Raw genomic sequence first — 23,144 nt, forward strand, 5'->3', positions numbered from 1 at the left:
CCGACGGGGCACCTTGCTCCGCGAATGTCCTCCGCCCTTCGGGCTCCCCCTTGGTTTCGCTGCGCAAGGCACCCCATCGGCGTGAGCGACCAGTTCGGTCGTTGATCCGCCCGCACCACGACAGCGCCCATCGTGCGCAGGACACTGGGTGCTTCCCGCAGCGAAATCAAGGAGGAGGGCGAAGCCCGGGGGAAATTCGCGGAGGGAAGTACCCGGTGGCCTGTGCACACGCCCTGAACAACGGACACAAGAACACCCAAGAACGGAACCCCTCATGCAAATAGAAACCCCTCCCAGCGAAAAGCCCTACGAAAAGCCCGAAGGCGAACGCCGCGGCATCGTCATCGTCAACACTGGCGACGGCAAGGGCAAGAGCACGGCAGCATTCGGCCTCGCGTTGCGCGCACACGGCCGCGGCAAGGCCGTGAAGATCTACCAATTCATGAAGGTGCCTTCGGCGCGCTTCGGCGAGCACCGCATGTTCGAGCAGATCGGCATTCCCATCGAAGGCCTGGGCGACGGCTTCAGCTGGAAGAGCCAGGATCTCGAACGCTCGGGCCAGCTCGCGCGCGACGGCTGGGAAAAGGCCAAGGCCGCGATCCTGTCGGGCGACTTCTTTCTCGTGGTGCTCGACGAGATCACCTACCCGCTGATCTACGGCTGGCTGCCGCTCGAAGGCGTGCTCGAGACCCTGCGCGCGCGCCCCAAGCACGTGCACGTCGCGCTCACCGGCCGTCGCTGCCCGCCCGAGATCATCGAGCTGGCCGACACCGTCACCGAGATGCAGATGGTCAAGCACGCGTTCAAGGCCGGCATCCCGGCGCAGCGCGGCATCGAGGACTGAACCCGATGGTGGCGCATGCGTTCGCGGCCGACGAGGCGAAGGCGGTGTACCGCGCCATCCACGAGCGGCGCGACATGCGCCACTTTGCGGGTGGCGAGGTGGCGCCCGAGGTGCTGCGCCGCCTGCTTGATGCCGCGCACCATGCCCCCAGCGTCGGCTTCATGCAGCCCTGGCGCTTCATCCGCGTGCGCGGCGAAGGGCTGCGTCGGCAGTTGCACGAGGTGGTCGAGCGCGAACGCGTGCTCACCGCCCGCGCACTCGGTCAGCGGGAAGACGAGTTCATGCGCCTCAAGGTGCAGGGCGTGCTCGACGCGGCCGAGCTGCTGGTGGTGACGCTGGCCGACGGCCGTGAGCCGCATGTGTTCGGGCGCCGTACCTTGCCGCAGATGGACCTGGCCTCGGCCTCCTGCGCCATCCAGAACCTCTGGCTCGCGGCGCGCGCCGAAGGGCTGGGCATGGGCTGGGTGTCGCTCTTCGATCCCGCCGAGCTGAGCGTGCTGCTCGGTCTGCCCGAAGGCGCCGAGCCGATCGCCTTGCTGTGCCTGGGCCCGGTCCATGCGTTCTACGAAGAGCCGATGCTGCAGCGCGAGCGCTGGGCCAAGCGCGCACCGCTTGCGTCGCTGGTGTTCGACGAAAGCTGGGGCCGGCCGTCGGACCTGTTCGATCCTTCTTCCACTTCATCTTCTTGCGTGGAGCCCACCTGATGCTGGCCTTCGACACCGTTCTCTTCGAGCTCGCGCGGCTGTTCCTCTGGCCCGTGACGCTCGGCGTGCTGCTGTCTTTCGTCTATGCGGTGTACTGCCTCGGCGCCTTTGGCATCGAGTGGTGGCAGCGCCGCGGCGATCCGTCGCGTGCGCTGGTGCTGCAGCCTCATGCGCAGGCCAGCCAGGAGCAGATGGAGCTGGTCGTGCTCAAGCAGCTCGAGGGCGTGCGCCTGTGCAGCCGCGTGGCGCCGATGCTGGGGCTGATCGCCACCATGATCCCCATGGGCCCGGCGCTCGTGGCCGTGGCCTCGGGCGAATCGCAGGGCGTGGCGCAGAGTTTGGCGCCCGCGTTCGCGGCCGTGATCGTGGCGCTGGCCTCGGCCTCGATCACCTTCGTGGTCTACACGGTGCGCCGCCGCTGGCTCATGCGCGAGCTGGTGATGCTGCTCGACGCGCGGGACCGGCTGTCATGAGCCGACGCCAGTTCTCGATCTTGAGCAGCCTGGACAGCGATGACGACGACCCGGTGCTCTCGACCATCAACCTGATCGACGTCTTCATGGTCGTCATCGGCATGCTGATGATCGCGGTCATCAACAACCCGGTGAACCCGTTCTCGCAGGACAAGGTGACGGTCATCCGCCACGAGGGCCAGCCCGACATGGAGATCATCACGCGCGAAGGCCGGAAGGTCACGCGCTTCAAGGCCAGCGGCGCAACGGGGCAGGGCGACGGCGAAAAAGCCGGCACCGCCTGGCGCCTGAAGGACGGCACGATGATCTACGTGCCGGCGGACGCGGTGCCGGCGTCGGGTGGGAAGTGACGCGGCTTTTCGTCTTCTGGCTCGGGCTCCTGTGCCTGATGGCGCAGCCTGCGGTGGCGGCCGGGTCGCGTGTCGTGGTGTTGAGCACGGCGCTGGTGTCGCCTGCGCGTGTGGTGCGGCTGCAGACGGCGGCGCGCGAGGCCGGCGTGCCGCTGCAGGTGGTGTCGGCTGCGCAGGACGCACCCGAGACGCTGGCCGCCGCGCTCGATGGCGCGCGCCTGCTGGTCATCGATGCGCCGCACCTCAGCGTCGCCCAGTCGGCGGCGGCGCGCTTCGGCGATGTCATTGCGCGAACCTCCGTTCCCTATGTGCAAATCGGTGAATTCGCGCTCGTGGCGAAAGGCCAGAAGCCACCCGAGGTGCCGCCGCTCGCGGCCGAGCGCGGCGTCGATGCGGCCTGGGCGCAGCGCCTGCGCGCCTACTGGCGCTTTCCGGGCGAGGCGAACCTGAAAGCCTCGGTGCAAGCGATGGTGCGGATCGGCGATGCCGCCGGGCTGCCCGACCCTATGCCGCTGCCGCTCGCCGGCTTCTATCACCCCGACTTGCCGCGCGTCGAAAGCAGCATCGCAGCGGTCGAGGCGTTGCCGGGCGGTCAAGGCACCGTCGCCATCGCCGTCAACAGCGCCACGCTCACCAGCGACGACACCGGCTGGCTCGACGGCCTGATCGGCACGCTCGCGCAGCGCGGCCTGCGTGCCTACGCCTTCTACGGCCCGCGCCAGCAGAAGGATCTGTTCTTCCGCATGACGCACGCCGGTGAGGGCGAGCGTCGCGTCGCCGACCTCCTCATCAACGCCGCGCTGGTGTTCAGCCCGAACGAACGCAAGGCCGAACTCGAACGCATCGGCGTGCCCGTGCTCCAGACGCTGCCCTCGCTGGCCATGGACGCGGCGCAATGGGCGCGCAGCAAGGACGGCCTCGCGCAGACCGACATCGCGGCCTACTACAGCCCGAGCGAACTCGCGGGCATGACCGACCCGATGCTGGTCACCGCTCGCGACGCCGCCACCGGCAGCCTGCAGCCGCTGCCTGCGCAGATCGACGCCGTGGCCGACAAGGCCGCCGCGCTGCTGCGCCTGCGGCGCACGCCCGCCGCCGAGCGCCGCGTGGCGATGCTGGTCTACAACTACCCGCCGGGCGAGGCCAACTTCGGCGCGTCGTTCCTCAACGTGCCGCGCAGCGTCGACCGGATGCTGTCCGCGATGCAGGCGGCCGGCTACCGCACCGAGGCGCCGGGCGCGGACGCCGTCATTGCGCAGGTGCAGGCCACGATGAAGGCCTACTACCCGACTGCGCAGGGCGGCGACGCGCTGCAGCCGCTGCTCGACCAGGGCCTGGCCGACACGCTGCCGCTGTCGCAGTACCTCGCCTGGTTTCGCGCGTTGCCCGCCGACACGCAACGCCGCATCGAGGCCTACTGGGGCCCGCCCGAGGCCTCGAAGATGCTGCGGCCCGTGGCCGGCGCACCGGCCTTCGTGGTGCCGCGCGTGCAGTTCGGCCAGGTGGTCGTGCTGCGCCAGCCGCCGCGCTTCGAGCCCGGCACGCAGGTGGCCGACAAGGCGCAGCAGGTGTACCACCGCGCGGCCGTGCCGCTGAGCCACGGCTACCTCGCCACCTACCTCTGGTTGCGCACCCGTTTCGGTGCCGACGCGCTGGTGCATGTGGGCACGCACGGCACGGTCGAGTGGTCGGCGGGCAAGGAGCGCGGGCTCTCGGTGCAGGACGATCCGCTGCTCGCGCTGGGCGACGTGCCCAACGTCTACCCGTACATCATGGACAACCTCGGCGAGGCGACCACCGCCAAGCGCCGCGGCCGCGCGACCATGGTGAGCCATTCGACGCCGATGTTCGCGCCCGCGGGCTTCAGACCCGGCGTGAGGGACATGCACGAGCGCCTGCACGACTGGGAAACGCTGTCGCCCGGCGCGGTGAAGACCGCGCTGGAACGGCGCCTGACGGCCGAGTTCGTCGTGCAGCATTACGACCGCGACCTGCAATGGACGCCCGCGCGCATCCGCGCCGACTTCGCCGGCTTCATCGCCGTGCTGCATCCGTACCTCGACGAGCTCGCCCAGACCGCGCAGCCGCTGGGCCTGGCCACCTTCGGCGAGGCGCCCGATGCACAGCGGCGGCGCCAGACGATCCTGCAGATCCTCGGCAGGCCCGTGGCGCAGGCGATGGGCGAAGACCTCGACGAGATGTTCCTCACCGATGCGCAGGGCATCGCGGCCTCGAAGCCTGCGCGCTGGCTGGAGGTCGTGCTGGCGGGCAACGACACCGCCACCGATGCTGAACCCTTGCGTTCACTCGCCGCACGGGCCCGCGCGCTCGACGCCGTGCTGGCCCACAACGAGGAAATCGAAGGCCTGCTCACCGCGCTCGACGGTCGTTACCTGAAGTCGCGCTACGGCGGCGACCCGGTGCGCGACCCCGACAGCCTGCCGACCGGGCGCAACCTCTACGGCTTCGACCCCAGCCGCGTGCCCACGCGCGCCGCCTGGGACACCGGCGTCGCCGCGATGGACGACTGGATCGCCGCGCACGCTCGCACCCACGGCGGCCGTGCGCCGCTGAAGATCGCCTTCACGCTCTGGGCTGGCGAGGCCTCGCGCCACCAGGGCGTGACCGAGAGCCAGGCCTTTCACGCACTCGGCGTGAAGCCGCGCTGGGACGAGGCCGGGCGCATGGTCGGCATCGAGATCGTGCCGGCCGCGGTGCTGAAGCGGCCGCGCATGGACGTGCTGATCAGCGTCACCGGCTCGTACCGCGACCAGTTCCCGCACGTGATGCGCTGGCTCGACGAGGCCGTGCAGCAGGTGGCCGCGCTCGACGAGCCCGGCAACGCCGTCGCGCAGCACAGCGAGGCGATGGCGCGCACGCTGCGCGCCGGGGGCGCCACGGTGGCCGAGGCGCGGCGCTGGTCGACCGCGCGCGTGTTCTCGAACGAGCAGGGCAGCTACGGCGCCGGGCTCGAGGAAGCGGTGCTCGCCACCGAGCTCTGGAAGGGCCAGCAGCGCGGCGGCGGCGACGCGCAGATGGCCGGGCTCTACATGGACCGCATGGGCCACGCTTACGGACGCGGCCTCGACGGCGCCACGCGCCCGGGCGCCTTCGCGGGCAACCTCGCGCAGGTCGATGCGGCGCTCATGGCGCGCACCTCCAACCTCTACGGCGTGCTGACCAACGACGACCCGTTCCAGTACCTGGGCGGCATCGCGCTGGCCGTGCGCCACCTCACGGGCAAGGACCCGGCGCTGTACGTGCAGAACCTGCGCGACGGCGCGGCCGTGCGCACCGACACCGCGGCCGGCGCCATCGCGCGCGAGATGCAGACGCGCTACCTGCACCCGCAGTGGATCGAGGCGCAGAAGGCCGAGGGCTACAGCGGCGCGCTGCAGGTGCTCAAGACCGCGCAGTTCCTCTGGGGCTGGCAGGCGACCGCGCCCGCGGCCGTGCGCGCGGACCATTGGCAGTCGCTGCACGAGGTCTATGTGCGCGACACCTACCAGCTCGGCACGCGGCAGTGGCTGGAGCGCGAGAACCGCGCCGCCTTCGCGCAGACGCTGGAGCGCATGCTCGATGCCGTGCGGCTGAACTACTGGACGCCCGATGCCGCGACGCGGCGCGAGCTGGCGCAGGCCTACACGGAAGCGCTGCGCGCCACGGGGTTGCGGGAGCGCAACGAGGCGGTGCAGCGGTTTGCGCAGGCTGCGTTGGCGCCGTCGCCTGTTACCGCTCCTGCACCGGTCGTCGTCGCACCCGCCGTCGCGCCCGTCGAAGCGAGCCAGCCCGCACCCGCATCGCCCGCCGCAGCGGACCTCGCACAACCGGTGGCCGGCCTCCAGTTGAAGCCCATCGCCGACACCCCATCGCCCCCGCCACCATCCGCCGTGCTGCCGCGCCTGCTCGCCGCATTCGGCGCCGCCTTGCTGCTGGCCATCGGCGCGCTGGTGCAATGGCGGCGCGGCCGGGCCGTGCCCGCCGCCTGATTCACGAGAATGCCTGCCATGCCCGCGCTCGATCCCTTCACCGTCTTCGCCCTCGCGCTGGTCGCCGCCCTGTGGCTGGCACTGGCCGTCGACCGCTGGCTGGGCGAGCCGCCCGCCGCACTGCATCCGGTCGTGTGGATGGGCCGCTACCTGGACTGGATCGGCAGCCGCCTCGCGCCGCGCGCCGCCGACGCCAGGCCGCGCGACCTGCCGGGCTTCGCGATGGGCGCGCTCGGCTGGTGCGTGGGCGCGATGGCGGCGTTCGCCGTCGCGTCGGCGGTGCAGAGCCTGGCGATGCAATGGCTGCCGGTCTGGGGCATGGCCGTGGTGCTCGGGCTCGCGTTCAAGCCGCTCTTCGCGTGGCGCATGCTGCGCGACGAGGTGCAGGCGGTCGAAGCCGCGCTGGGCGAATCGCTCGACGCGGGCCGCGCCCGGCTCGCGCGCCTCGTGAGCCGCGATGTCTCGGTGCTGAGCGAGCGCGAGGTGCGCGAGAGCGCCATCGAGTCGCTGGCCGAGAACCTCAACGACTCGCTGGTGGCGCCCGTGTTCTGGTTCGTGCTGTTCGGCCTGCCGGGCGCGGCGCTCTACCGTTTCGCCAACACCGCCGATGCCATGTGGGGCTACCGTGGCGAACGCGGCGGGCGCGACTGGACCTGGTTCGGCAAGTGGGCCGCGCGCGCCGACGACGTGCTCTCGTGGATGCCCGCGCGCCTGACCGTGCTGCTGCTGGCCCTCGCGGCCGGCCGCTGGCCGCGCGGCGTGGCCCGCGAGGCGCGCCGCACGCCGTCGCCGAACAGCGGCTGGCCGATGGGGGCGATGGCGCTGCTGCTGGGTGTGCGGCTTGCGAAGCCGGGTGTGTATGCGCTGAACGGGGAAGGGCGGGCCGCCACATCGGCCGACACCGCGCGAACCGCGCAGCTCGGCGAACGGGCGGCGTGGGGGTTGGCGGTGATCGCTTCGCTCGCGATGCTGTCGCCGTTGCTGGCGAGGTGGGCATGACGAATCAATCCATGGTGCATGGCGGTCCCGACGAGACGGGTGCCGCGCCGCACGACTTCTCGACAAACGGCAACGCGGTCGGCTCGTGTCCCGCGGTGCTGGCTGCGCTGCGCGAGGCCGACGCGGCGCACTATCCCGATCCGCGCTACACCGCGCTGCGTTCCGCGCTTGCCGATTTCCACGGCGTGTCCGAAGAGCGCATCGCGATCGCCGCGAGCGCGAGCGAATTCATCCACCGCATCAGCGCGGTCGTGGCACAGAGCGGCGGCGGAGAGGTCTGGTTGCCCGCGCACAGCTACGGCGACTACGAACGTTCGGCCCAGGCCTGGGGCCTCGGCGTGAAGCGCGCACCTGAGGAGGCCGACGGCGCCGCGCTGCGCTGGTGCTGCGAACCGTCCAGCCCGTTCGGCCAGCCGCAACCCGACATCGCGCAGCATGCCGCCAGCGATGCCGTCTGCGTGCTCGACATGGCCTACGAGCCGCTGCGCCTCGAAGGCCAGCCCTCGCACGACGCCACGCAGCGCGACCGCCTCTGGCAGCTGTGGACACCGAACAAGGCCATGGGCCTCACGGGCATCCGCGCCGCCTACGCCATCGCGCCCGCGAACGCCGACGTGGCGGGCCCGCTGCTGGAGCGGATCGCGCCCCTCGCGCCGTCGTGGCCGCTGGGCACGCACGGCGTGGCGCTGCTCACGACCTGGACCACCGACGAAGCGCAAGGTTGGCTGGCGCGCAGCCTCGACATCCTGCGCGACTGGAAGGCACGGCAGCGCGCCGTGTGCGAATCGCTGGGCTGGCAGGTGCTGCCCGGCGACGCCAACTTCTTCGGTGCGCAACCCGACGTGCCATACCCACCCCGCGCCGCCGCGCTGCGCGCCGAGGGCATCAAGCTGCGCGACTGCGCCTCCTTCGGCCTGCCAGGGCACCTGCGCCTGGGTGTGCTGCCGCCGGCCAGCCAGCAGGCCTTGAAGGCCGCGTGGGCGAGGGCCAGCGCCGCACGACACAGCGGCTGAACGCACCTCGCACCACAATAGGGCCGTCTCAAGAAAAGGAAAACGAACAGGCCCATGCTCTACGCGATCACCACGCTCTTCCTGTGCCAGCTTGCCGGCGAACTGCTCGTGCAGTGGCTGTCGCTGCCGATTCCCGGTCCGCTGATCGGCATGCTGCTGCTGTTCGTCGGCCTGCTGGTGCGCGGCGGCGTGCCGCAGGAACTGACCGACACCTCGGGCCACCTGCTGCGCAACCTGATGCTGCTGTTCATCCCGGCGGTGACCGGCGTCATGCTGCATTTCGAGCGCGTGGGGCGCGAGTGGCTGCCGTTCCTGGCGGCCGGCGTCGTGGGCGGCGCCTTCACCATGGCGGTGACCGCGCTCACGCTGCGCTGGATGATCCGCATCACGGGCAAGGACGCGGAATGAACGCGCCCGCCAAGCTCTCTGAAATCTGGGTCTTCCTGGCCCAATCGCCGCTGCTGTGGCTGTCGCTCACGCTGCTGGCCTACCTGGGCGCGCTGTGGCTGCATGCGCGCAGCGGGCGCAACCCGATGGTCAACCCGGTGCTGGTGTCGGTGATCGTCATCGTGGGCGTGCTGCTGCTCACGCGCACGCCGTACGACACCTACTTCGAGGGCGCCAAGTTCGTCCACTTCCTGATCGGCCCGGCCACCGTGGCGCTGGCCGTGCCGCTGTACAGCCAGGTCGGCCGGCTGCGGCGCCTGTGGCTGCCGATCGGTGTGGCGCTGCTGGTGGGCTCGGTGGCCGCCATCGTGTCGGCCATCGGCATCGGCTGGGTGCTCGGCGGTTCGCACGAGCTCCTGATGTCGCTCGCGCCCAAGTCGGCCACCATGCCGATCGCGATGGGCGTGGCCGAGAAGATCGGCGGCCTGCCGTCGCTGGCGGCCGTGGCCGCGGCCATCGCCGGCATTTCGGGCGCGATCATGGCCACGGGCTTGCTGAATCTGCTGCGCATCAAGGAACCCGCGGTGCGCGGCTTTGCCGTCGGCATGGCGGCACACGGCATCGGCACCGCGCGTGCCATCCAGGTGAACGAGACCGCGGGTGCGTTCTCTGCGCTGGCGATGGGGCTCAACGGCATCGCGACCGCGCTGCTGGTGCCGCTGATCGTGAAGCTGATGACCGTCTGACATCCATTCATTCCATCCATCGAGGAGCACGACCCATGTCCGAGTACACCGCCGAGATCGTTTGGGAGCGGGGCGACCAGGACTTCCTGGCCAACACCTACAGCCGCCACCACGTGCTGCGCTTCGACGGCGGTGCGCAGGTGCCGGGCTCCTCGTCGCCGCACGTCGTGCCGCTGCCGTTCTCCGACGCGTCGGCGGTCGATCCGGAAGAGATGTTCGTGGCCTCGCTGTCCAGCTGCCACATGCTGTGGTTCCTCACCATGGCGGTGAAGCGCAAGTTCGTGGTCGATCGCTATATCGACGCGGCCACGGGCGTGATGGAGAAGAACGCCGAAGGAAAGATGGCGATGACCGTCGTCACGCTGCGTCCTCAGGTTGAGTTTTCGGGTGAGAACCTGCCGACGCACGAGCAGATCGCGAACATGCACCATCGGGCGCATGAGGAGTGCTTCATTGCGAATTCGGTGAAGACGGACGTGCGCTGCGAGCCGGTCTACTGACCCGTGGCGGGTGGGTGACCTCCACGCGACTGCGTTGGACGGGAGGGGGCGCAATACTCGACGCGCATCGATCCCCCGAAAGGCCTCCCCCGTGCACATCCAGCCCCTCTTCGCCATCGAGGCGCGCGACGAGCTTCACCGGCTCATGCGTGCCTACCCGCTGGCCACGCTCTTCACGGTCGCGGGCGGGGCGGTCGATGCCAACTTGCTGCCGCTGGAGGTGATCGATCGCGGCACGCACGGTGTGCTGGCAGGCCACGTGGCCCGCAGCCATGCGCTGTGGACCAGCGAGGCGCGAGGCGGCTGCGACGTCACCGTCGTATTCCAGAGCCCAAACGCGTTCATCTCCCCGCGCTGGTACGTCAACGGCCAGCGCAGCGGGCGATTGGCGCCGAGCTGGAACTACATCGCGGTGCAGGCGACGGGGCGGTTGCGGTTCATCGAAGACGCCGCCTGGCTGCGCACGCATCTCGAAGCGCTGACGCGGTCGCAGGAAGCGGGGCGCGACGAGCCCTGGTCGCTGGCCGATGCATCGCCCGAGTTCGTCGACGACGCGTTGCAGCGGCTGGTCGGGTTCGAGATCGACATCCTCGCGCTGAGCGGCAAGCGCTTTCTCTCGCAGCAGCGCACCGAGGCCGACCGGCGCAGCCTGGTCGAGCACCTGGGGCGGGAAGAATCGCCCTCGGCGCGTGCGCTGGCGGCGCTGATCCAGCCCTGAAAAGACGGGGAAGGGCGCCCCTCAGCGCCGCTGCAACCGCGGATTCTTCGCGAACAGATCCGCCGCCCAGTCCACAAACGCCCGCACCTTCGCGCTCAGGTGCCGGTTCGGCGGGTACACCACGTGGATCGGCAGCGGGTCGCGCTGCCAGTCGGCCAGCACCTCGACGAGTTCGCCGCTTTCCAGCAGCGGCTCGGCGGTGAAGGTGATGCACTGCGACAGGCCGAAGCCCGCGAGCACGGCCGTCATGTGCGCATTGCTCTCGTTGACCGACACGCGGTAGGGGCCGTTGAGCTCGATGTACTCGTCGCCCTTCTTGAACTCGTGCGGGTACACGCGCCGGGTGGTGCCCGAGAAGTAGCTCACGACGTGGTGGCGCTTCTCGATGTCGTTCGGATGCTGCGGCGCACCATAGCGCTTGATGTAGGCCGGCGAGGCCACGGTGACGAAGTGCAGGGTGCCGATGCGGCGCGCCACCAGCGACTGGTCGCTGAGCTCGCCGGCGCGGATCACGCAGTCGACGTTGTCGCTGATCAGGTCGACGGTGCGGTCGCTCACGCCCAGGTCGACCTGGATGTCGGGGTAGCGGTCGCAGAAGCTGGCCAGGTTGGGCAGGATGATCTGCTGCGCCACCGAGGTGCCCACATCGATGCGCAGCCGCCCCGTGGGGTTGGCCTGAGCATTCGTCATGCTGGCTTCCATGTCGTCGAAGTCGTTCAGCAGCCGCGCCGCGCGCTCGAAGTAGGCGGCGCCGTCGGGCGTGACGGTGACGCGCCGGGTCGTGCGGTTGAGCAGCTTCACGCGCAGGCGCGATTCCAGCGCCTGGATCTGCTTGGTGACGGTGCCCTTGGGCAGGGCCAGAGAGTCGGCGGCACGGGTGAAGGTGCCGGCTTCGACCACGCGGACAAAGATCCGCATTGCCTGGATTTGATCCATCGAATGCCTGTTCAGGGAGACCGGCGTATGCCGGAAGGAGGCGGATTCTCACACAAGGAATGCGCCCCTACGGTATGCCCGATTGTTCTCCGTTTGGAAACAGAGTAGGGCTGTGTTTCCTGTTTCAACGCGCTTGTAGCGCCTTATATTTCAACCATCGCCCATCCCCCTGAGGTCGCCCATGTCACCCCGTCCATCGTCCCGGTCCGCTGAAGCTGCTGCGCTTGCCGCGGCGCAAGGCGTGGAGTCCGATCTGTCGATCGAGCTGCCCGGCCGCGAGCCCGTGGCTGCCCGTGTCTACGGTCAGCGTCCACGGGGCGAGACCGTGCCGCTGGTGCTGCACTTCCATGGCGGCACCTTCATCTGCGGCAACCTCGACAACGGCCGCAACGTGGCCCGGCTGCTGGCCGGGGCGGGCGCGGTGGTGGTCTCGCTCGACTACCCGCTGGCCCCGGCGGCCCCGTTCCCGGAGCCGGTCGAGGTGGGTTATGCGGCGCTCGAATGGCTCTACAAGCAGCGCGTGAAGCTCGGCGGCAAGGGCGCCCAGGTGTACCTGGCCGGCGAAGAGGCCGGCGGCAACCTGGCGGCCAGCGTGGCCCTGGTGGCCCGCGACCGCGCCCATCCGCCGCTGGCGGGGCAGATCCTGCTGTCGCCCATGCTCGACCCGTGCGCCGGCACCGCCTCGCTGCGCAACGCGACCAACGACGCCGCCGAGTGCCGCTGGGCCACGGGCTGGGCCAAGTACCTGAGCTGTCCTTCGAACGCTACGCACCCCTATGCGGTGCCCAGCGGATCGCTGCGGCTGGCCGCCCTGGCACCGGCGCTGGTGCTGGTGGGGCCCGACGACGCGATGCGCGACGAGGCCATGACCTTTGCGGGCCGTCTGCGCTCGGCCGGCATCGAGGTCACGAGCAGCGTGCTGACCGGCGCCGACAACTGGCCCAAGGCGCTGTACGACACCGAGGCCGTGGGATGCGCATCCTGCGCAGCCAGCGTGCAGCAGCACTTCCGCGAGTTCTTCAGCGCCACCACACCGCCCCCGGCGGTCCCTGAGCCCAGCTAGGCCCGCGAGGGTCCGCTCCGCCCCCTGAACCAAGCCGCCGCCTCCACCGAGGCGGGTGGCAGGGCTTTCTGTTCCCTGAATTCCGCCTCCTGACGCCGCCGGCGCCGGGATGGCCTGTTGCATCCCGAAAAAGTCATCGAGAAGGACGAACCATCATGTCGAACAAGAACGAACAATCGCTGTCTTCCGCTGCTCGCAAGAGCCTGTGGCCCGCCGTCACCGGCCTCACCGCGGTGCTGGCCGTGGCCGCCGCGGTGGTGGGCATGTACAGCTTCAAGGCCGAGGCCACGGCCCCGGTCGCCGCGCAACAGGGCACGCCGGTGTCGGTCGCCACCGTGGCGTCGAGCGAGATCAACGCCTGGGACGAGTTCTCGGGCCGGCTCGAAGCCGTGCAACGCGTCGATGTGCGCTCCCGCGTGGCAGGCGCCGTGCAGGCGGTGCACTTCCGCGAAGGCGCGCTGGTGAAGCAGGGCGACCTGCTGATCACCATCGACCCCGCGCCGTACGCCGCCGAGGTGGAGCGTGCCGAAGCGCAGGTTGCGTCGGCACAAGCCCGGCAGGCCTTCAGCCGCAGCGAGCAGGAACGCGCCCGCCGCCTGTGGGACGAGCAGGCGATCGCGCAGCGTGAACTCGACGAGCGCGTGAACGCCGGCCGTGAAGCCGAAGCCAACCTGCGCGCCGCGCAAGCCTCGCTGCAGACCGCACGCCTGAGCCTGGGCTACACCCAGGTGCGCGCTCCGGTGTCGGGCCGCATCGGCAAGCTCGAAGTGACCGTGGGCAACCTCGTGGCCGCCGGCCCCGGCGCACCCGTGCTGACCACGCTGGTGTCGGTAAGCCCGATCTACGCGAGCTTCGACGCCGACGAGCAGGTCATCACCCGCGCCTTGAAGGACCTGCCGGCCAACGCCGGCGCCCGCGGCCAGATCGACACGATCCCCGTGCAGATGGGCACCGCCGGCCTCGAAGGCACGCCCTTCACCGGCAAGCTGCAGCTGATCGACAACCAGGTCGACGCCCGCAGCGGCACCGTGCGCGTGCGTGCTTCGTTCGACAACAAGGACGGCGCGCTCATTCCCGGCCAGTTCGCCCGCATCCGCATGGGCCAGGCCCGCAACGACACCGCGCTGCTGGTGAGCGAGCGTGCCATCGGCACCGACCAGAACAAGAAGTTCGTGATGGTCGTGGGTGACGACAACAAGGCCATGTACCGCGAGGTGACGCTGGGCGCGCCCATCAACGGCCTGCGCGTGGTGAGCAAGGGCCTGAAGGCCGGCGACCGCGTGGTGGTGAACGGCCTGCAGCACATCCGCCCGGGTGCGCTGGTGGTGCCGCAGACCGTGACCATGGACGCCAAGCTCGATACGAAGCAACAACAACCGGAACGCGTGGCCGAGGCCGCGAAGTCCTGATTTCGGAGGAGGGCGCCCTGGCGCCCGCCGGAGAACCAACATGAATCTCTCAAAATTCTTCATCGACAGGCCGATCTTTGCCGGCGTGCTGTCGCTTCTGATGCTGATCGCAGGCCTGATTGCGCTGCGCGGCCTGCCGATCTCGGAGTACCCCGAAGTCGCGCCGCCTTCGGTGGTGGTGCGCGCAACGTACCCCGGCGCCAACCCGAAGGTGATCGCTGAAACGGTGGCCACGCCGCTCGAAGAGCAGATCAACGGCGTCGAAGGCATGCTCTACATGGGCAGCCAGGCGACGACCGACGGCGTGATGACGCTGACCGTCACCTTCCGCCTCGGCACCGATCCCGACAAGGCCCAGCAGCTGGTGCAGAACCGCGTCTCGCAAGCCGAGCCGCGCCTGCCCGAAGAAGTGCGGCGCCTCGGTATCACGACCGTCAAGAGCGCACCCGACCTGACGATGGTGGTTCACCTCGTCTCGCCGAACAACCGCTACGACATCAACTACCTGCGCAACTACGCGGTGCTGAACGTGAAGGACCCGCTCGCGCGCATCGAAGGCGTGGGCCAGGTGCAGATCTTCGGCGGCGGCGACTACTCCATGCGCGTGTGGCTCGACCCGCAGAAGGTCGCGCAGCGCGGCCTCTCGGCGAGCGACGTGGTGGCTGCCATCCGTGGCCAGAATGTGCAGGCCGCGGCCGGCGTGGTCGGCGCTTCGCCGGGCCTGTCGGGCGTGGACATGCAGCTGTCGATCAATGCGCAAGGGCGCCTGCAGAGCGAAGAAGAGTTCGGCGACATCATCGTCAAGAGCGGCACCGACGGCGCCGTCACGCGCCTTCGCGACATCGGCCGCCTCGAAATGGGCGCCGCCGACTACTCGCTGCGTTCGCTGCTGAACAACGACCCGGCCGTCGGCATGGGCGTGTTCCAGGCACCGGGCTCCAATGCGCTCGACATCTCGTCCAACGTTCGCAAGACGATGGAAGAGCTGAACAAGAACATGCCCGAAGGCCTGGAATACCGCATCGCGTATGACCCGACGCAGTTCGTGCGTGCATCGATCGAATCGGTGATCCACACGCTGCTCGAAGCCATCGCGCTGGTGGTGCTCGTGGTGATCCTGTTCCTGCAAACGTGGCGCGCGTCGATCATTCCGCTGCTGGCCGTGCCGGTGTCGGTGATCGGTACCTTCGCGGTGCTGCACATCCTCGGTTTCTCGATCAACGCGCTGAGCCTGTTCGGGCTGGTGCTGGCGATCGGCATCGTGGTGGACGACGCCATCGTGGTGGTGGAGAACGTCGAGCGCAACATCGAGGCGGGGCTCACGCCGCGTGAGGCCACGTACCGCGCGATGCGCGAAGTGTCGGGCCCCATCATCGCCATCGCGCTGGTGCTCGTGGCCGTGTTCGTGCCGCTGGCGTTCATCAGCGGTCTCACGGGCCAGTTCTACAAGCAGTTCGCGGTGACCATCGCGATCTCGACGGTGATCTCGGCCATCAACTCGCTGACGCTGTCGCCGGCCCTTGCCGCACTGCTGCTGCGCGGCCATGACCAGCCCAAGGACGCCCTGACGCGCGGCATGGACAAGGCCTTCGGCTGGCTGTTCCGCGGCTTCAACAAGTTCTTCCATCGCGGCTCCGAGGCCTACAGCGGCGGCGTCAAGCGCGTGATCTCGCGCAAGACGCTGATGCTGGTGATCTACCTGGCGCTGGTCGGCGTGACCTTCGGCCTCTTCAAGGCGGTGCCCAGCGGCTTCGTACCGGCGCAGGACAAGCAGTACCTCATTGGTTTTGCCCAGCTGCCCGACGGTGCCACGCTCGACCGCACGGAAGAGGTGATCACCCGCATGGGCGAGATCATGAAGAAGAACCCGAACGTGGAAGACGCCATTGCCTTCCCGGGCCTGTCGATCAACGGCTTCACCAACAGTTCCAACTCGGGCATCGTGTTCGCCACGCTCAAGCCCTTCGACCAGCGCAAGCGCGCCGACCAGAGCGGCGGTGCGGTGGCGGGCCAGCTCAACGGTGCGTTCTCGAGCATCCAGGATGCGTTCATCGTGATGTTCCCGCCGCCACCGGTGGCAGGCCTGGGCACGACCGGCGGCTTCAAGCTGCAGATCGAAGACCGCGCCTCGGTCGGCTACGACCAGATGGACGTCGCGGTGAAGGCCTTCATGGCCAAGGCGTATGCAGCCCCCGAGCTGACGGGCATGTTCACGAGCTGGCAGGTCAACGTGCCGCAGCTGTACGCCGACATCGACCGCACCAAGGCGCGTCAGCTCGGCGTGCCGGTGACGGACATCTTCGACACGATGCAGATCTACCTCGGTAGCCTGTACGCCAACGACTTCAACAAGTTCGGCCGCACGTACTCCGTGCGCGTCCAGGCCGATGCGCCTTACCGCGCCCGTGCCGAAGACGTGGGCATGCTGAAGGTGCGCTCGACCTCGGGCGAAATGGTGCCGCTGGCCACGCTGATGAAGGTCAACTCGACCTTCGGTCCGGAACGCGCCATGCGCTACAACGGCTACCTGGCCGCCGACATCAACGGTGGCCCGGCCCCTGGCTATTCGTCGGGCCAGGCGCAGGACGTGATCACCAAGATCGCGGCCGAGACGCTGCCCAAGGGCGTGAGCTTCGAGTGGACCGAGCTGACCTACCAGGAAATCCTGGCCGGCAACTCCGCCTTCCTGGTGTTCCCGCTGGCGATCCTGCTGGTGTTCCTGGTGCTGGCCGCGCAGTACGAAAGCCTGACGCTGCCGATCGCGATCATCCTGATCGTGCCGATGGGCATCATGGCCGCGATGGCGGGCGTGTGGATCTCGGGAGGCGACAACAACGTCTTCACGCAGATCGGGTTGATCGTGCTGGTGGGGTTGAGTGCGAAGAACGCGATCCTGATCGTGGAGTTCGCACGGGAGCTGGAGTTCGCCGGACGCACGCCGATCCAGGCCGCGATCGAAGCCAGCCGCCTGCGCCTGCGCCCGATCCTGATGACCTCGCTGGCCTTCGTGATGGGCGTGCTGCCCCTGGTGCTCTCGACCGGTGCCGGCTCCGAGATGCGCAAGGCGATGGGTGTGGCGGTGTTCGCCGGAATGATCGGTGTGACGGCCTTCGGCCTGTTCCTGACGCCGGTGTTCTATGTGCTGATGCGCCGCCTGGCGGGCAACCGGCCGCTCAAGCTGCACGGCGAAGTGCCGCACGGCGATGACTTCGTGTCGGCCGACCATCCGGTGGTGCCTTCGCACGGTGGCGGCGGTGGCGGGCTGCACCCGGTGCCGGCCTCGCCGCGCCCCTCGCATGGCGCGCATGACTGATCGACAAGAAGAAAGAAGGTTGTCCATGACATTCGCAATCCCAACCCTGATGCGCCCCTTGCGCACCGCCATGCTGCCGCTGGTGGCGGCCCTGGTGCTGGCCGGTTGCGCCAGCGTGCCTTCGGGCATGCCCACGGTGCCGACCGCCGCGCAGTTCAAGGAACAGCCGGGTGCCACGGCGCCCGCAGGCTTCACCCGGGCCACGCCCGCCGAGGCGCAGCCGCGCGGCGAGTGGTGGCTGGCGTTCAACGACCCGGTGCTCAACACGCTGATCCAGCGCGCCGAGGTCGACAACACCAACATCCAGGCCGCCGCCGCGCGGCTGGCCGAGGCCCGCGCGCTGGCGCGCAGCGCCCAGGCCGACCGCCTGCCGCAGATCGGCCTGGGCGTCGGCGCCAACCGCGGTGCGGGCCTGGACAAGGCCACGGCCAGCACCCGGCCCGGCACCATGACCAACATCGGCGCCACCTTCTCGTACGAGGTCGACCTGTTCGGGCGCCTCTCGGGCGCGGCCGATGCGGCCAAGCTCGACGCGGCCGGCCGCGAGGCGCTGCTGCAGAGCACCCGGCTTGCCGTGCAGGCCGAGGTGGCGCAGACCTACCTGCAGCTGCGCGCGCTCGACGCCGAACGCGTGCTGGTGCGCGAATCGGTCGCCGCCTACCGCGACACGCTGCGCCTCACGCAGCGTCGCCAGCAGGCCGGCGACATCGCCGAGCTCGACGTGGCGCGCGTGCAGACCGAGGTGTCGTCCACTGAGTCGGACGCGCTCGCGCTCGACCGCCAGCGCGCGCAGGTGGAACACGCGCTGGCCGTGCTGGTGGGCGATTCGGCCTCCAGCTTCGGCATGCGGCCCGACGACTGGGCGACCGCGCTGCCGGTGATCCCGCCGGGCGTGCCGTCCACCGTGCTCACGCGCCGGCCCGACGTGTCGGCCGCGCAGAGCGCCGTCATGGCGGCGCAGGCCCGCGTGGGCGTGGCGCAGACCGCGTGGTTCCCGAACATCTCGCTGACCGGCGCGGCCGGCTACGCCTCGCCCGAGATCGGCGACCTCTTCAAGTGGTCGGCCCGCTCGTGGGGCGTGGGCGCGCTGCTGTCGCTGCCGATCTTCGACGGCGGGCGCCGCGAGGCCGGCGTGCAGGGCGCCAACGCCCAGCTCGACGGCGCACTGGCCAGCTACCGCTCGCAGGTGCTGGTGGCGTTCCAGGAGGTCGAAGACCAGCTGGCCGCCATCCGCATCCTGCAGGAGCAGTCGGTGGTGCAGGCGCAGGCCGTGACCTCGGCCCAGCGCGCCACCAGCCTGTCGGACACGCGCTACCGCAACGGCTACGTGAGCCAGCTCGACCTGCTCGACGCGCGCCGCAGCGAGCTGCGCAACCGGCGCCAGGCGCTGCAGGTGAAGTCGGCCCAGTACCAGGCGACGGTGGGGCTGATCCGCGCCATCGGCGGCGGCTGGGACGTGCCGGCGGCCGAGAAGGTGGCGACCCGCTGATCGGGTCGATCCGGGCTCAGGCGCGGTCGCCAGCGCTCGGGTGCGTCGCCGTGGCGGCGGCCTGTTTCAGCGCCACCGCACCCAGCGCGAGCGCGCTCGAATAGCTGGATTGCGGGCGCGCAGCCACCCGCAGCGGCCGGTAGCCGAGCGTGTCGGAGGTGCTGCCGGTGTCGTGGACGGCTTCGAGCAGGAGCCAGTAGAACCGGCCCGGCTCGCGTTCCTCGACCGTCAGCGCCAGATCGTTGAGGGCGGACATGATTTTCCGGTGCGGCCCTGAGAGGCCTCATCCTTATTACGTCTGAGTCGGCCTTCCGGTTTCAGTTCGGCGCTCAACGACAATCCCCGGATGAGTTCTAGAGCGACAAGCGGACCGGCGCGCTGCGTCATGGTCCTGGGCACCACCAGCGGTGCCGGCAAGAGCTGGCTGGCCACTGCGCTGTGCCGGTGGTATGCCCGCCAGGGGCTGCGGGTGGCGCCTTTCAAGGCGCAGAACATGAGCAACAACGCCCGCGTGGTCGAGGGCGGCGAGATCGGCAGCGCCCAGTACTTCCAGGCCCTGGCTGCGAACGCCGTGCCCGACGTGCGCATGAACCCGCTGCTGCTCAAGCCCGAGCGCGACACCCACAGCCAGGTGGTGCTGATGGGGCAGGTGAGCGAGGCGCTGTCGACCCTGCCGTGGCGCGGGCGCAGCGAACGCGTCTGGCCGCAGATCGCGCAGGCCTTCGACGACCTGCGCGCGGAGAATGACGTGGTCGTCATCGAAGGCGCGGGTTCGCCGGCCGAGATCAACCTCATGGCCAGCGACATCGTCAACCTGCGCGTCGCCCGCCACGCCCAGGCGAGCTGCCTGCTGGCGACCGACATCGACCGCGGCGGCGCCTTCGCCCACCTGTACGGCACCTGGGCGCTGCTGCCCGAGGCCGACCGGGCGCTCATCCATGGATTCGTGCTCAACAAGTTCCGGGGCGATGCGTCGCTGCTGGCGCCCGCGCCGCAGCAGCTGCAGGCGCTGACCGGCGTGCCCACCGTGGCCACGCTGCCCATGTGGTGGCAGCACGGCCTGCCCGAGGAAGACGGCGTGTTCGACGACCGCAGCCGCGCCAGCGGCGTGGTCACGCGCACCGTGGCGGTGGTCGCGTACCCGCGCCTGAGCAACCTCGACGAGTTCCAGGCGCTGAAGAACGTGCCCGGTGTGCGCCTGGTCTGGGCCCGCACGCCGGCCGACGTGGCCGGCGCCGACTGGATCGTGCTGCCCGGCTCCAAGCACACGAGCGGCGACCTGGCCTGGCTGCGCGCGCAGGGGCTGGACCGCGCGGTGGCCGAGCACGCCGGGCGCGGCGGCGCCGTGCTGGGCGTGTGCGGCGGGCTGCAGATGCTGGGCGAGGCGCTGGTCGATCCGCATGGCATCGACGGCAACGCGCCCGGGCTCGGGCTGCTGCCGCTCGTGACCGTGTTCGAACGCGAGAAGACGGTGCGGCACCGCGAGGCGACCTTTTCGGCCGATTTGGTCGACGGCCCCTGGGCCGCGCTGGCGGGCGTGCGCATCGCCGGCTACGAAATCCACCACGGCCAGACCGCGGCCCACCCGCAACTGGCCCACGACGGCCGCGCCGTGATGCCCGAGGGCCTGGCCTGGCAGAACGCGCGCGGCAACGTGCTGGGCCTGTACCTGCACGGCCTGTTCGAGGACCCGGCCGCGCTGCAGGCGCTGTTCGGCACCACGGCGCCCACGCTGGACGCCACCTTCGACGGCCTGGCCGACTTCATCGACACCCACTTCGACGCCGGCGTGCTCGCCGGCCTGATCGCATGACCGACACCGATTTGATTCCCGCCATTCCAGACATCGCCGACGCCGCGCTCGCGGCGCGCCTGCAGGCCGCGCTCGACAACAAGACCAAGCCCGTCGGCGCGCTGGGCCGCCTCGAAGCGCTGGCGCTGCGCATCGGCACCATCCTCGGCACCGAGCAGCCGGTGCTCGACGCGCCACAGATGCTGGTGTGTGCGGGCGACCACGGGCTGGCGGCGCGCGGCGTGTCGGCCTATCCGAGCGACGTGACCTGGCAGATGGTCGAGAACTTCCTGGCCGGCGGCGCGGCCGTCAGCGTGCTGGCGCGCCAGCACGGCCTGGCGCTCACCGTGGTCGATTGCGGCGTGCGGCGCGACTTCCAGCCGCGCCCCGGCCTGGTGTCGCGGCGCATCGCCGCCGGCACGGCCGACGCCTCGGCCGGCCCCGCCATGACGCCCGAGCAGTGCGCCCGGGCCATCGCCAACGGGCGCGAGGTGGTGCGCGCGCTGCCGGGCAACGCGCTGCTGCTGGGCGAAATGGGCATCGGCAACAGCTCGTCCGCGGCGCTGCTGCTGTCGCGCCTGGCCGGGCTGGACATTGGCCTGTGCACCGGCGCCGGCACGGGGCTCGATGCCGATGGCCTCGCGCGCAAGCGCGAGGTGCTGCGCGAGGTGCTCGCCCTGCACGCGGGCGCGACCGCGCCGCTCGACGCGCTGGCCGCGTTCGGCGGCTTCGAGGTGGCGACGCTGGTCGGCGCCGTGCTGCAGGCGGCGCAGGAGCGGCGCGTGATCGTGGTCGACGGCTTCATCGCCAGCGCCGCCGTGCTGGTCGCGCAGGCGATCCGGCCGCAGGTGACGCAGCGCTGCGTGGCGGCGCACAGCTCGGCGGAGCCCGGGCACACGCTGCTGCTGAAACACCTCGGGCTCGAGCCCTTGCTGAACCTCGACCTGCGACTGGGCGAGGGCTCGGGCGGTGCGCTGGCGTGGCCGCTGCTCGAATCGGCCTGCCGCATCCTGCGCGAGATGGCGAGCTTCGAATCGGCGGGCGTGTCGCGCCAGCAATGAACGGCGTGCGCCATTTCCTGCTGGCCGTCCAGTTCTTCACCCGCGTGCCGGTGACGGGAAAACTCGCGGCCTGGGTCGGCTTCAGCCCGCAGATGCTGCGCGCTGCCGCGGCGCATCTGCCGGCCATCGGCTGGATCGCGGGCGGGGTGGCGGCGGCTGTGTTCGTTGCCGTGGGGGCGGGTCTGCCGGGCGTGGCTGGGGCGCTGGTTGCCGCGGTGCTGAGCACCGTCGCCACCGTGATGCTCACGGGCGCCTTCCATGAGGACGGCCTGGCCGACGTGGCCGACGGCCTCGGTGGTTCGGCCAGCCGCGAGCGCGCGCTGGAGATCATGAAGGACTCGCGCATCGGCGCCTTCGGCGCGGTCGCGCTGGTGCTGGCGCTGGGCCTGAAGTTCGGCCTGCTCGCCGCACTCGCCGCGCGCGGGCTGGACGTGGCGGCGGTGTCCATCGTTGGCGCGCACGTGCTGTCGCGGCTGGTGCCGCTGTTCCTGATCCGCTGGCTGCCCTACGTGGGCGACAGCAGCGGCAGCAAAGCCAAGCCGCTCGCCGATGCGATCAGCGGCGGTGCGCTGCTCGTCGCCGTGCTGTGGGCTGCGCCCGCCGTGGCGCTGCTGCTGTGCGCGCACGACGCGGTGCATGTGGGCGCGGCGCTCGCGGCGCTGGTGCTCGCCGGCGGCTGGATGGCGCGGCTCTTCGTGCGTCGGCTGCAGGGCTTCACGGGCGACGGGCTCGGGGCGACGCAGCAGGTGTGCGAACTGGCGATCTACCTCGCGTTGGCGTGGAAGGCATGAGTACCGCGACGGCTCAGCTCTGGCTCCAGCGCCACGCGCCGGTGATCGCGCCGGCGGGCCTGTGCTACGGCGCGACCGACCTCGACGCCCACGCGGACGGCACGCAGGCCGCTGCCGCGCGCATCGCGGCGGTGCTGCCGGCCGGCATCGCGCTGTGGAGTTCGCCGCTGCGGCGTTGCGCTCTACTGGCCGATGCCATCGTCGCGCTGCGGCCCGATCTGTCGGTGCGGCGCGATGCGCGGCTGGCGGAGATGAGTTTCGGCGCCTGGGAAGGGCGCCTGTGGTCGGCCGTGGCCCGTGAGGAATTCGAGGCCTGGACGAATCGTTTCGCCGATGCCCCCGCAGGAGGCGACGGCGAGAGCGTGCGCGCCTTCATGCAGCGCGTGGCCTCGGCGCATGCCGACTGGCTGGCGACCGGCGCCGACGCGCTGTGGGTCACGCATGCGGGCGTGCTGCGCGCGGTGCAGTTGCTGTCGCAAGGCGTGTCGTGCCCCGAGCGGGCCGATCAATGGCCCAACGACGCGGCGGCTTTCGGCGACTGGCGCGTGGTCGCCGCGCCGACCTGAG

At 70.4% G+C, this 23,144-nt stretch carries 21 protein-coding genes; 19 read left to right on the forward strand and 2 right to left on the reverse strand.

Annotation, left to right across the window (positions count from 1 at the left end; all coding sequences use genetic code 11):
• The first annotated feature begins 274 nt into the window (after window positions 1-274).
• The 11 genes from cobO to AC07O4_RS13320 all read left to right on the forward strand — a co-directional run bounded on the left by cobO (window position 275) and on the right by AC07O4_RS13320 (window position 10,723).
• Window positions 275-844, forward strand: a complete 570-nt coding sequence (cobO, locus tag AC07O4_RS13270) for a cob(I)yrinic acid a,c-diamide adenosyltransferase (protein ID WP_062479880.1) — start codon at window positions 275-277, stop codon at window positions 842-844.
• Between the two features lie 5 nt (window positions 845-849).
• A complete protein-coding gene (gene bluB / locus AC07O4_RS13275) occupies window positions 850-1,548 on the forward strand; it encodes a 5,6-dimethylbenzimidazole synthase (RefSeq protein ID WP_495304766.1) in 699 nt (232 codons plus the stop codon).
• Window positions 1,548-2,021: a MotA/TolQ/ExbB proton channel family protein gene (locus tag AC07O4_RS13280; RefSeq protein WP_495304767.1), complete on the forward strand. Its 474-nt coding sequence runs from the start codon at window positions 1,548-1,550 to the stop codon at window positions 2,019-2,021. Before bluB ends, AC07O4_RS13280 begins: the two co-directional genes overlap by 1 nt.
• The gene (locus tag AC07O4_RS13285) at window positions 2,018-2,371 is read left to right on the forward strand and encodes a DUF2149 domain-containing protein (RefSeq protein WP_062479884.1); all 354 of its coding nucleotides are present in this window, start codon (window positions 2,018-2,020) and stop codon (window positions 2,369-2,371) included. The genes AC07O4_RS13280 and AC07O4_RS13285 overlap by 4 nt, the downstream gene beginning before the upstream one ends.
• On the forward strand, window positions 2,368-6,360 hold the full coding sequence (gene cobN / locus AC07O4_RS13290) for a cobaltochelatase subunit CobN (protein ID WP_495304768.1): 3,993 nt from the start codon (window positions 2,368-2,370) through the stop codon (window positions 6,358-6,360). Before AC07O4_RS13285 ends, cobN begins: the two co-directional genes overlap by 4 nt.
• Before the next feature lie 18 nt (window positions 6,361-6,378).
• On the forward strand, window positions 6,379-7,359 hold the full coding sequence (gene cbiB / locus AC07O4_RS13295) for an adenosylcobinamide-phosphate synthase CbiB (RefSeq protein WP_495304769.1): 981 nt from the start codon (window positions 6,379-6,381) through the stop codon (window positions 7,357-7,359).
• Window positions 7,356-8,372 carry an aminotransferase class I/II-fold pyridoxal phosphate-dependent enzyme gene (locus AC07O4_RS13300; RefSeq protein ID WP_495304770.1) on the forward strand — a complete coding sequence of 339 codons (1,017 nt, stop codon included), beginning with the start codon at window positions 7,356-7,358 and terminating at the stop codon, window positions 8,370-8,372. Before cbiB ends, AC07O4_RS13300 begins: the two co-directional genes overlap by 4 nt.
• Window positions 8,373-8,426: 54 nt before the next feature.
• Entirely contained in the window at window positions 8,427-8,780 is a 354-nt protein-coding gene (locus AC07O4_RS13305; RefSeq protein ID WP_056581435.1) for a CidA/LrgA family protein, read from the forward strand.
• Window positions 8,777-9,505, forward strand: coding sequence for an LrgB family protein (locus tag AC07O4_RS13310; RefSeq protein WP_062479889.1), 729 nt, complete (start codon window positions 8,777-8,779; stop codon window positions 9,503-9,505). Before AC07O4_RS13305 ends, AC07O4_RS13310 begins: the two co-directional genes overlap by 4 nt.
• Window positions 9,506-9,540: 35 nt before the next feature.
• Window positions 9,541-10,005, forward strand: a complete 465-nt coding sequence (locus AC07O4_RS13315; protein WP_495304771.1) for an OsmC family protein — start codon at window positions 9,541-9,543, stop codon at window positions 10,003-10,005.
• Between the two features lie 91 nt (window positions 10,006-10,096).
• Window positions 10,097-10,723, forward strand: coding sequence for an FMN-binding negative transcriptional regulator (locus AC07O4_RS13320; RefSeq protein WP_495304772.1), 627 nt, complete (start codon window positions 10,097-10,099; stop codon window positions 10,721-10,723).
• A 21-nt stretch (window positions 10,724-10,744) separates the two neighbouring features.
• Here AC07O4_RS13320 and AC07O4_RS13325 read toward each other — a convergent pair whose 3' ends face one another.
• Window positions 10,745-11,659 (reverse strand): LysR family transcriptional regulator, encoded by a 915-nt coding sequence (locus tag AC07O4_RS13325; protein WP_070060504.1) that lies wholly within the window; start codon window positions 11,657-11,659, stop codon window positions 10,745-10,747.
• 181 nt (window positions 11,660-11,840) lie between these two features.
• Between AC07O4_RS13325 and AC07O4_RS13330 the strand changes: the two genes are divergently transcribed.
• The 4 genes from AC07O4_RS13330 (at window position 11,841) to AC07O4_RS13345 (ending at window position 18,933) form a co-directional block, all read left to right on the forward strand.
• Window positions 11,841-12,722: an alpha/beta hydrolase fold domain-containing protein gene (locus AC07O4_RS13330; RefSeq protein ID WP_495304773.1), complete on the forward strand. Its 882-nt coding sequence runs from the start codon at window positions 11,841-11,843 to the stop codon at window positions 12,720-12,722.
• Between the two features lie 155 nt (window positions 12,723-12,877).
• Window positions 12,878-14,131 carry an efflux RND transporter periplasmic adaptor subunit gene (locus AC07O4_RS13335; RefSeq protein ID WP_492726477.1) on the forward strand — a complete coding sequence of 418 codons (1,254 nt, stop codon included), beginning with the start codon at window positions 12,878-12,880 and terminating at the stop codon, window positions 14,129-14,131.
• A gap of 40 nt (window positions 14,132-14,171) precedes the next feature.
• Window positions 14,172-17,444 (forward strand): efflux RND transporter permease subunit, encoded by a 3,273-nt coding sequence (locus AC07O4_RS13340; protein ID WP_495304774.1) that lies wholly within the window; start codon window positions 14,172-14,174, stop codon window positions 17,442-17,444.
• Between the two features lie 25 nt (window positions 17,445-17,469).
• Window positions 17,470-18,933: an efflux transporter outer membrane subunit gene (locus AC07O4_RS13345; protein WP_495304775.1), complete on the forward strand. Its 1,464-nt coding sequence runs from the start codon at window positions 17,470-17,472 to the stop codon at window positions 18,931-18,933.
• Window positions 18,934-18,949: 16 nt separating this feature from the next.
• Here AC07O4_RS13345 and AC07O4_RS13350 read toward each other — a convergent pair whose 3' ends face one another.
• Entirely contained in the window at window positions 18,950-19,189 is a 240-nt protein-coding gene (locus tag AC07O4_RS13350; RefSeq protein WP_495304776.1) for a hypothetical protein, read from the reverse strand.
• A gap of 90 nt (window positions 19,190-19,279) precedes the next feature.
• Here AC07O4_RS13350 and AC07O4_RS13355 point away from each other — a divergent pair, with 90 nt between their 5' ends.
• Genes AC07O4_RS13355 through AC07O4_RS13370 form a run of 4 tightly spaced genes read left to right on the forward strand, consistent with a single transcriptional unit; the run spans window position 19,280 to window position 23,143 of the window.
• Complete coding sequence (locus AC07O4_RS13355; RefSeq protein WP_495304777.1) at window positions 19,280-20,746, forward strand: cobyric acid synthase; 1,467 nt, start codon at window positions 19,280-19,282, stop codon at window positions 20,744-20,746.
• The gene (gene cobT / locus AC07O4_RS13360; protein WP_495304778.1) at window positions 20,743-21,786 is read left to right on the forward strand and encodes a nicotinate-nucleotide--dimethylbenzimidazole phosphoribosyltransferase; all 1,044 of its coding nucleotides are present in this window, start codon (window positions 20,743-20,745) and stop codon (window positions 21,784-21,786) included. Before AC07O4_RS13355 ends, cobT begins: the two co-directional genes overlap by 4 nt.
• Window positions 21,783-22,577, forward strand: a complete 795-nt coding sequence (locus AC07O4_RS13365) for an adenosylcobinamide-GDP ribazoletransferase (RefSeq protein WP_495304779.1) — start codon at window positions 21,783-21,785, stop codon at window positions 22,575-22,577. The genes cobT and AC07O4_RS13365 overlap by 4 nt, the downstream gene beginning before the upstream one ends.
• Entirely contained in the window at window positions 22,574-23,143 is a 570-nt protein-coding gene (locus AC07O4_RS13370; protein WP_495304780.1) for a histidine phosphatase family protein, read from the forward strand. Before AC07O4_RS13365 ends, AC07O4_RS13370 begins: the two co-directional genes overlap by 4 nt.
• The last annotated feature ends 1 nt before the right edge of the window (window position 23,144 follow it).

The sequence above is a fragment of the Variovorax sp. GW821-FHT09D04 genome (genome assembly GCF_059416405.1).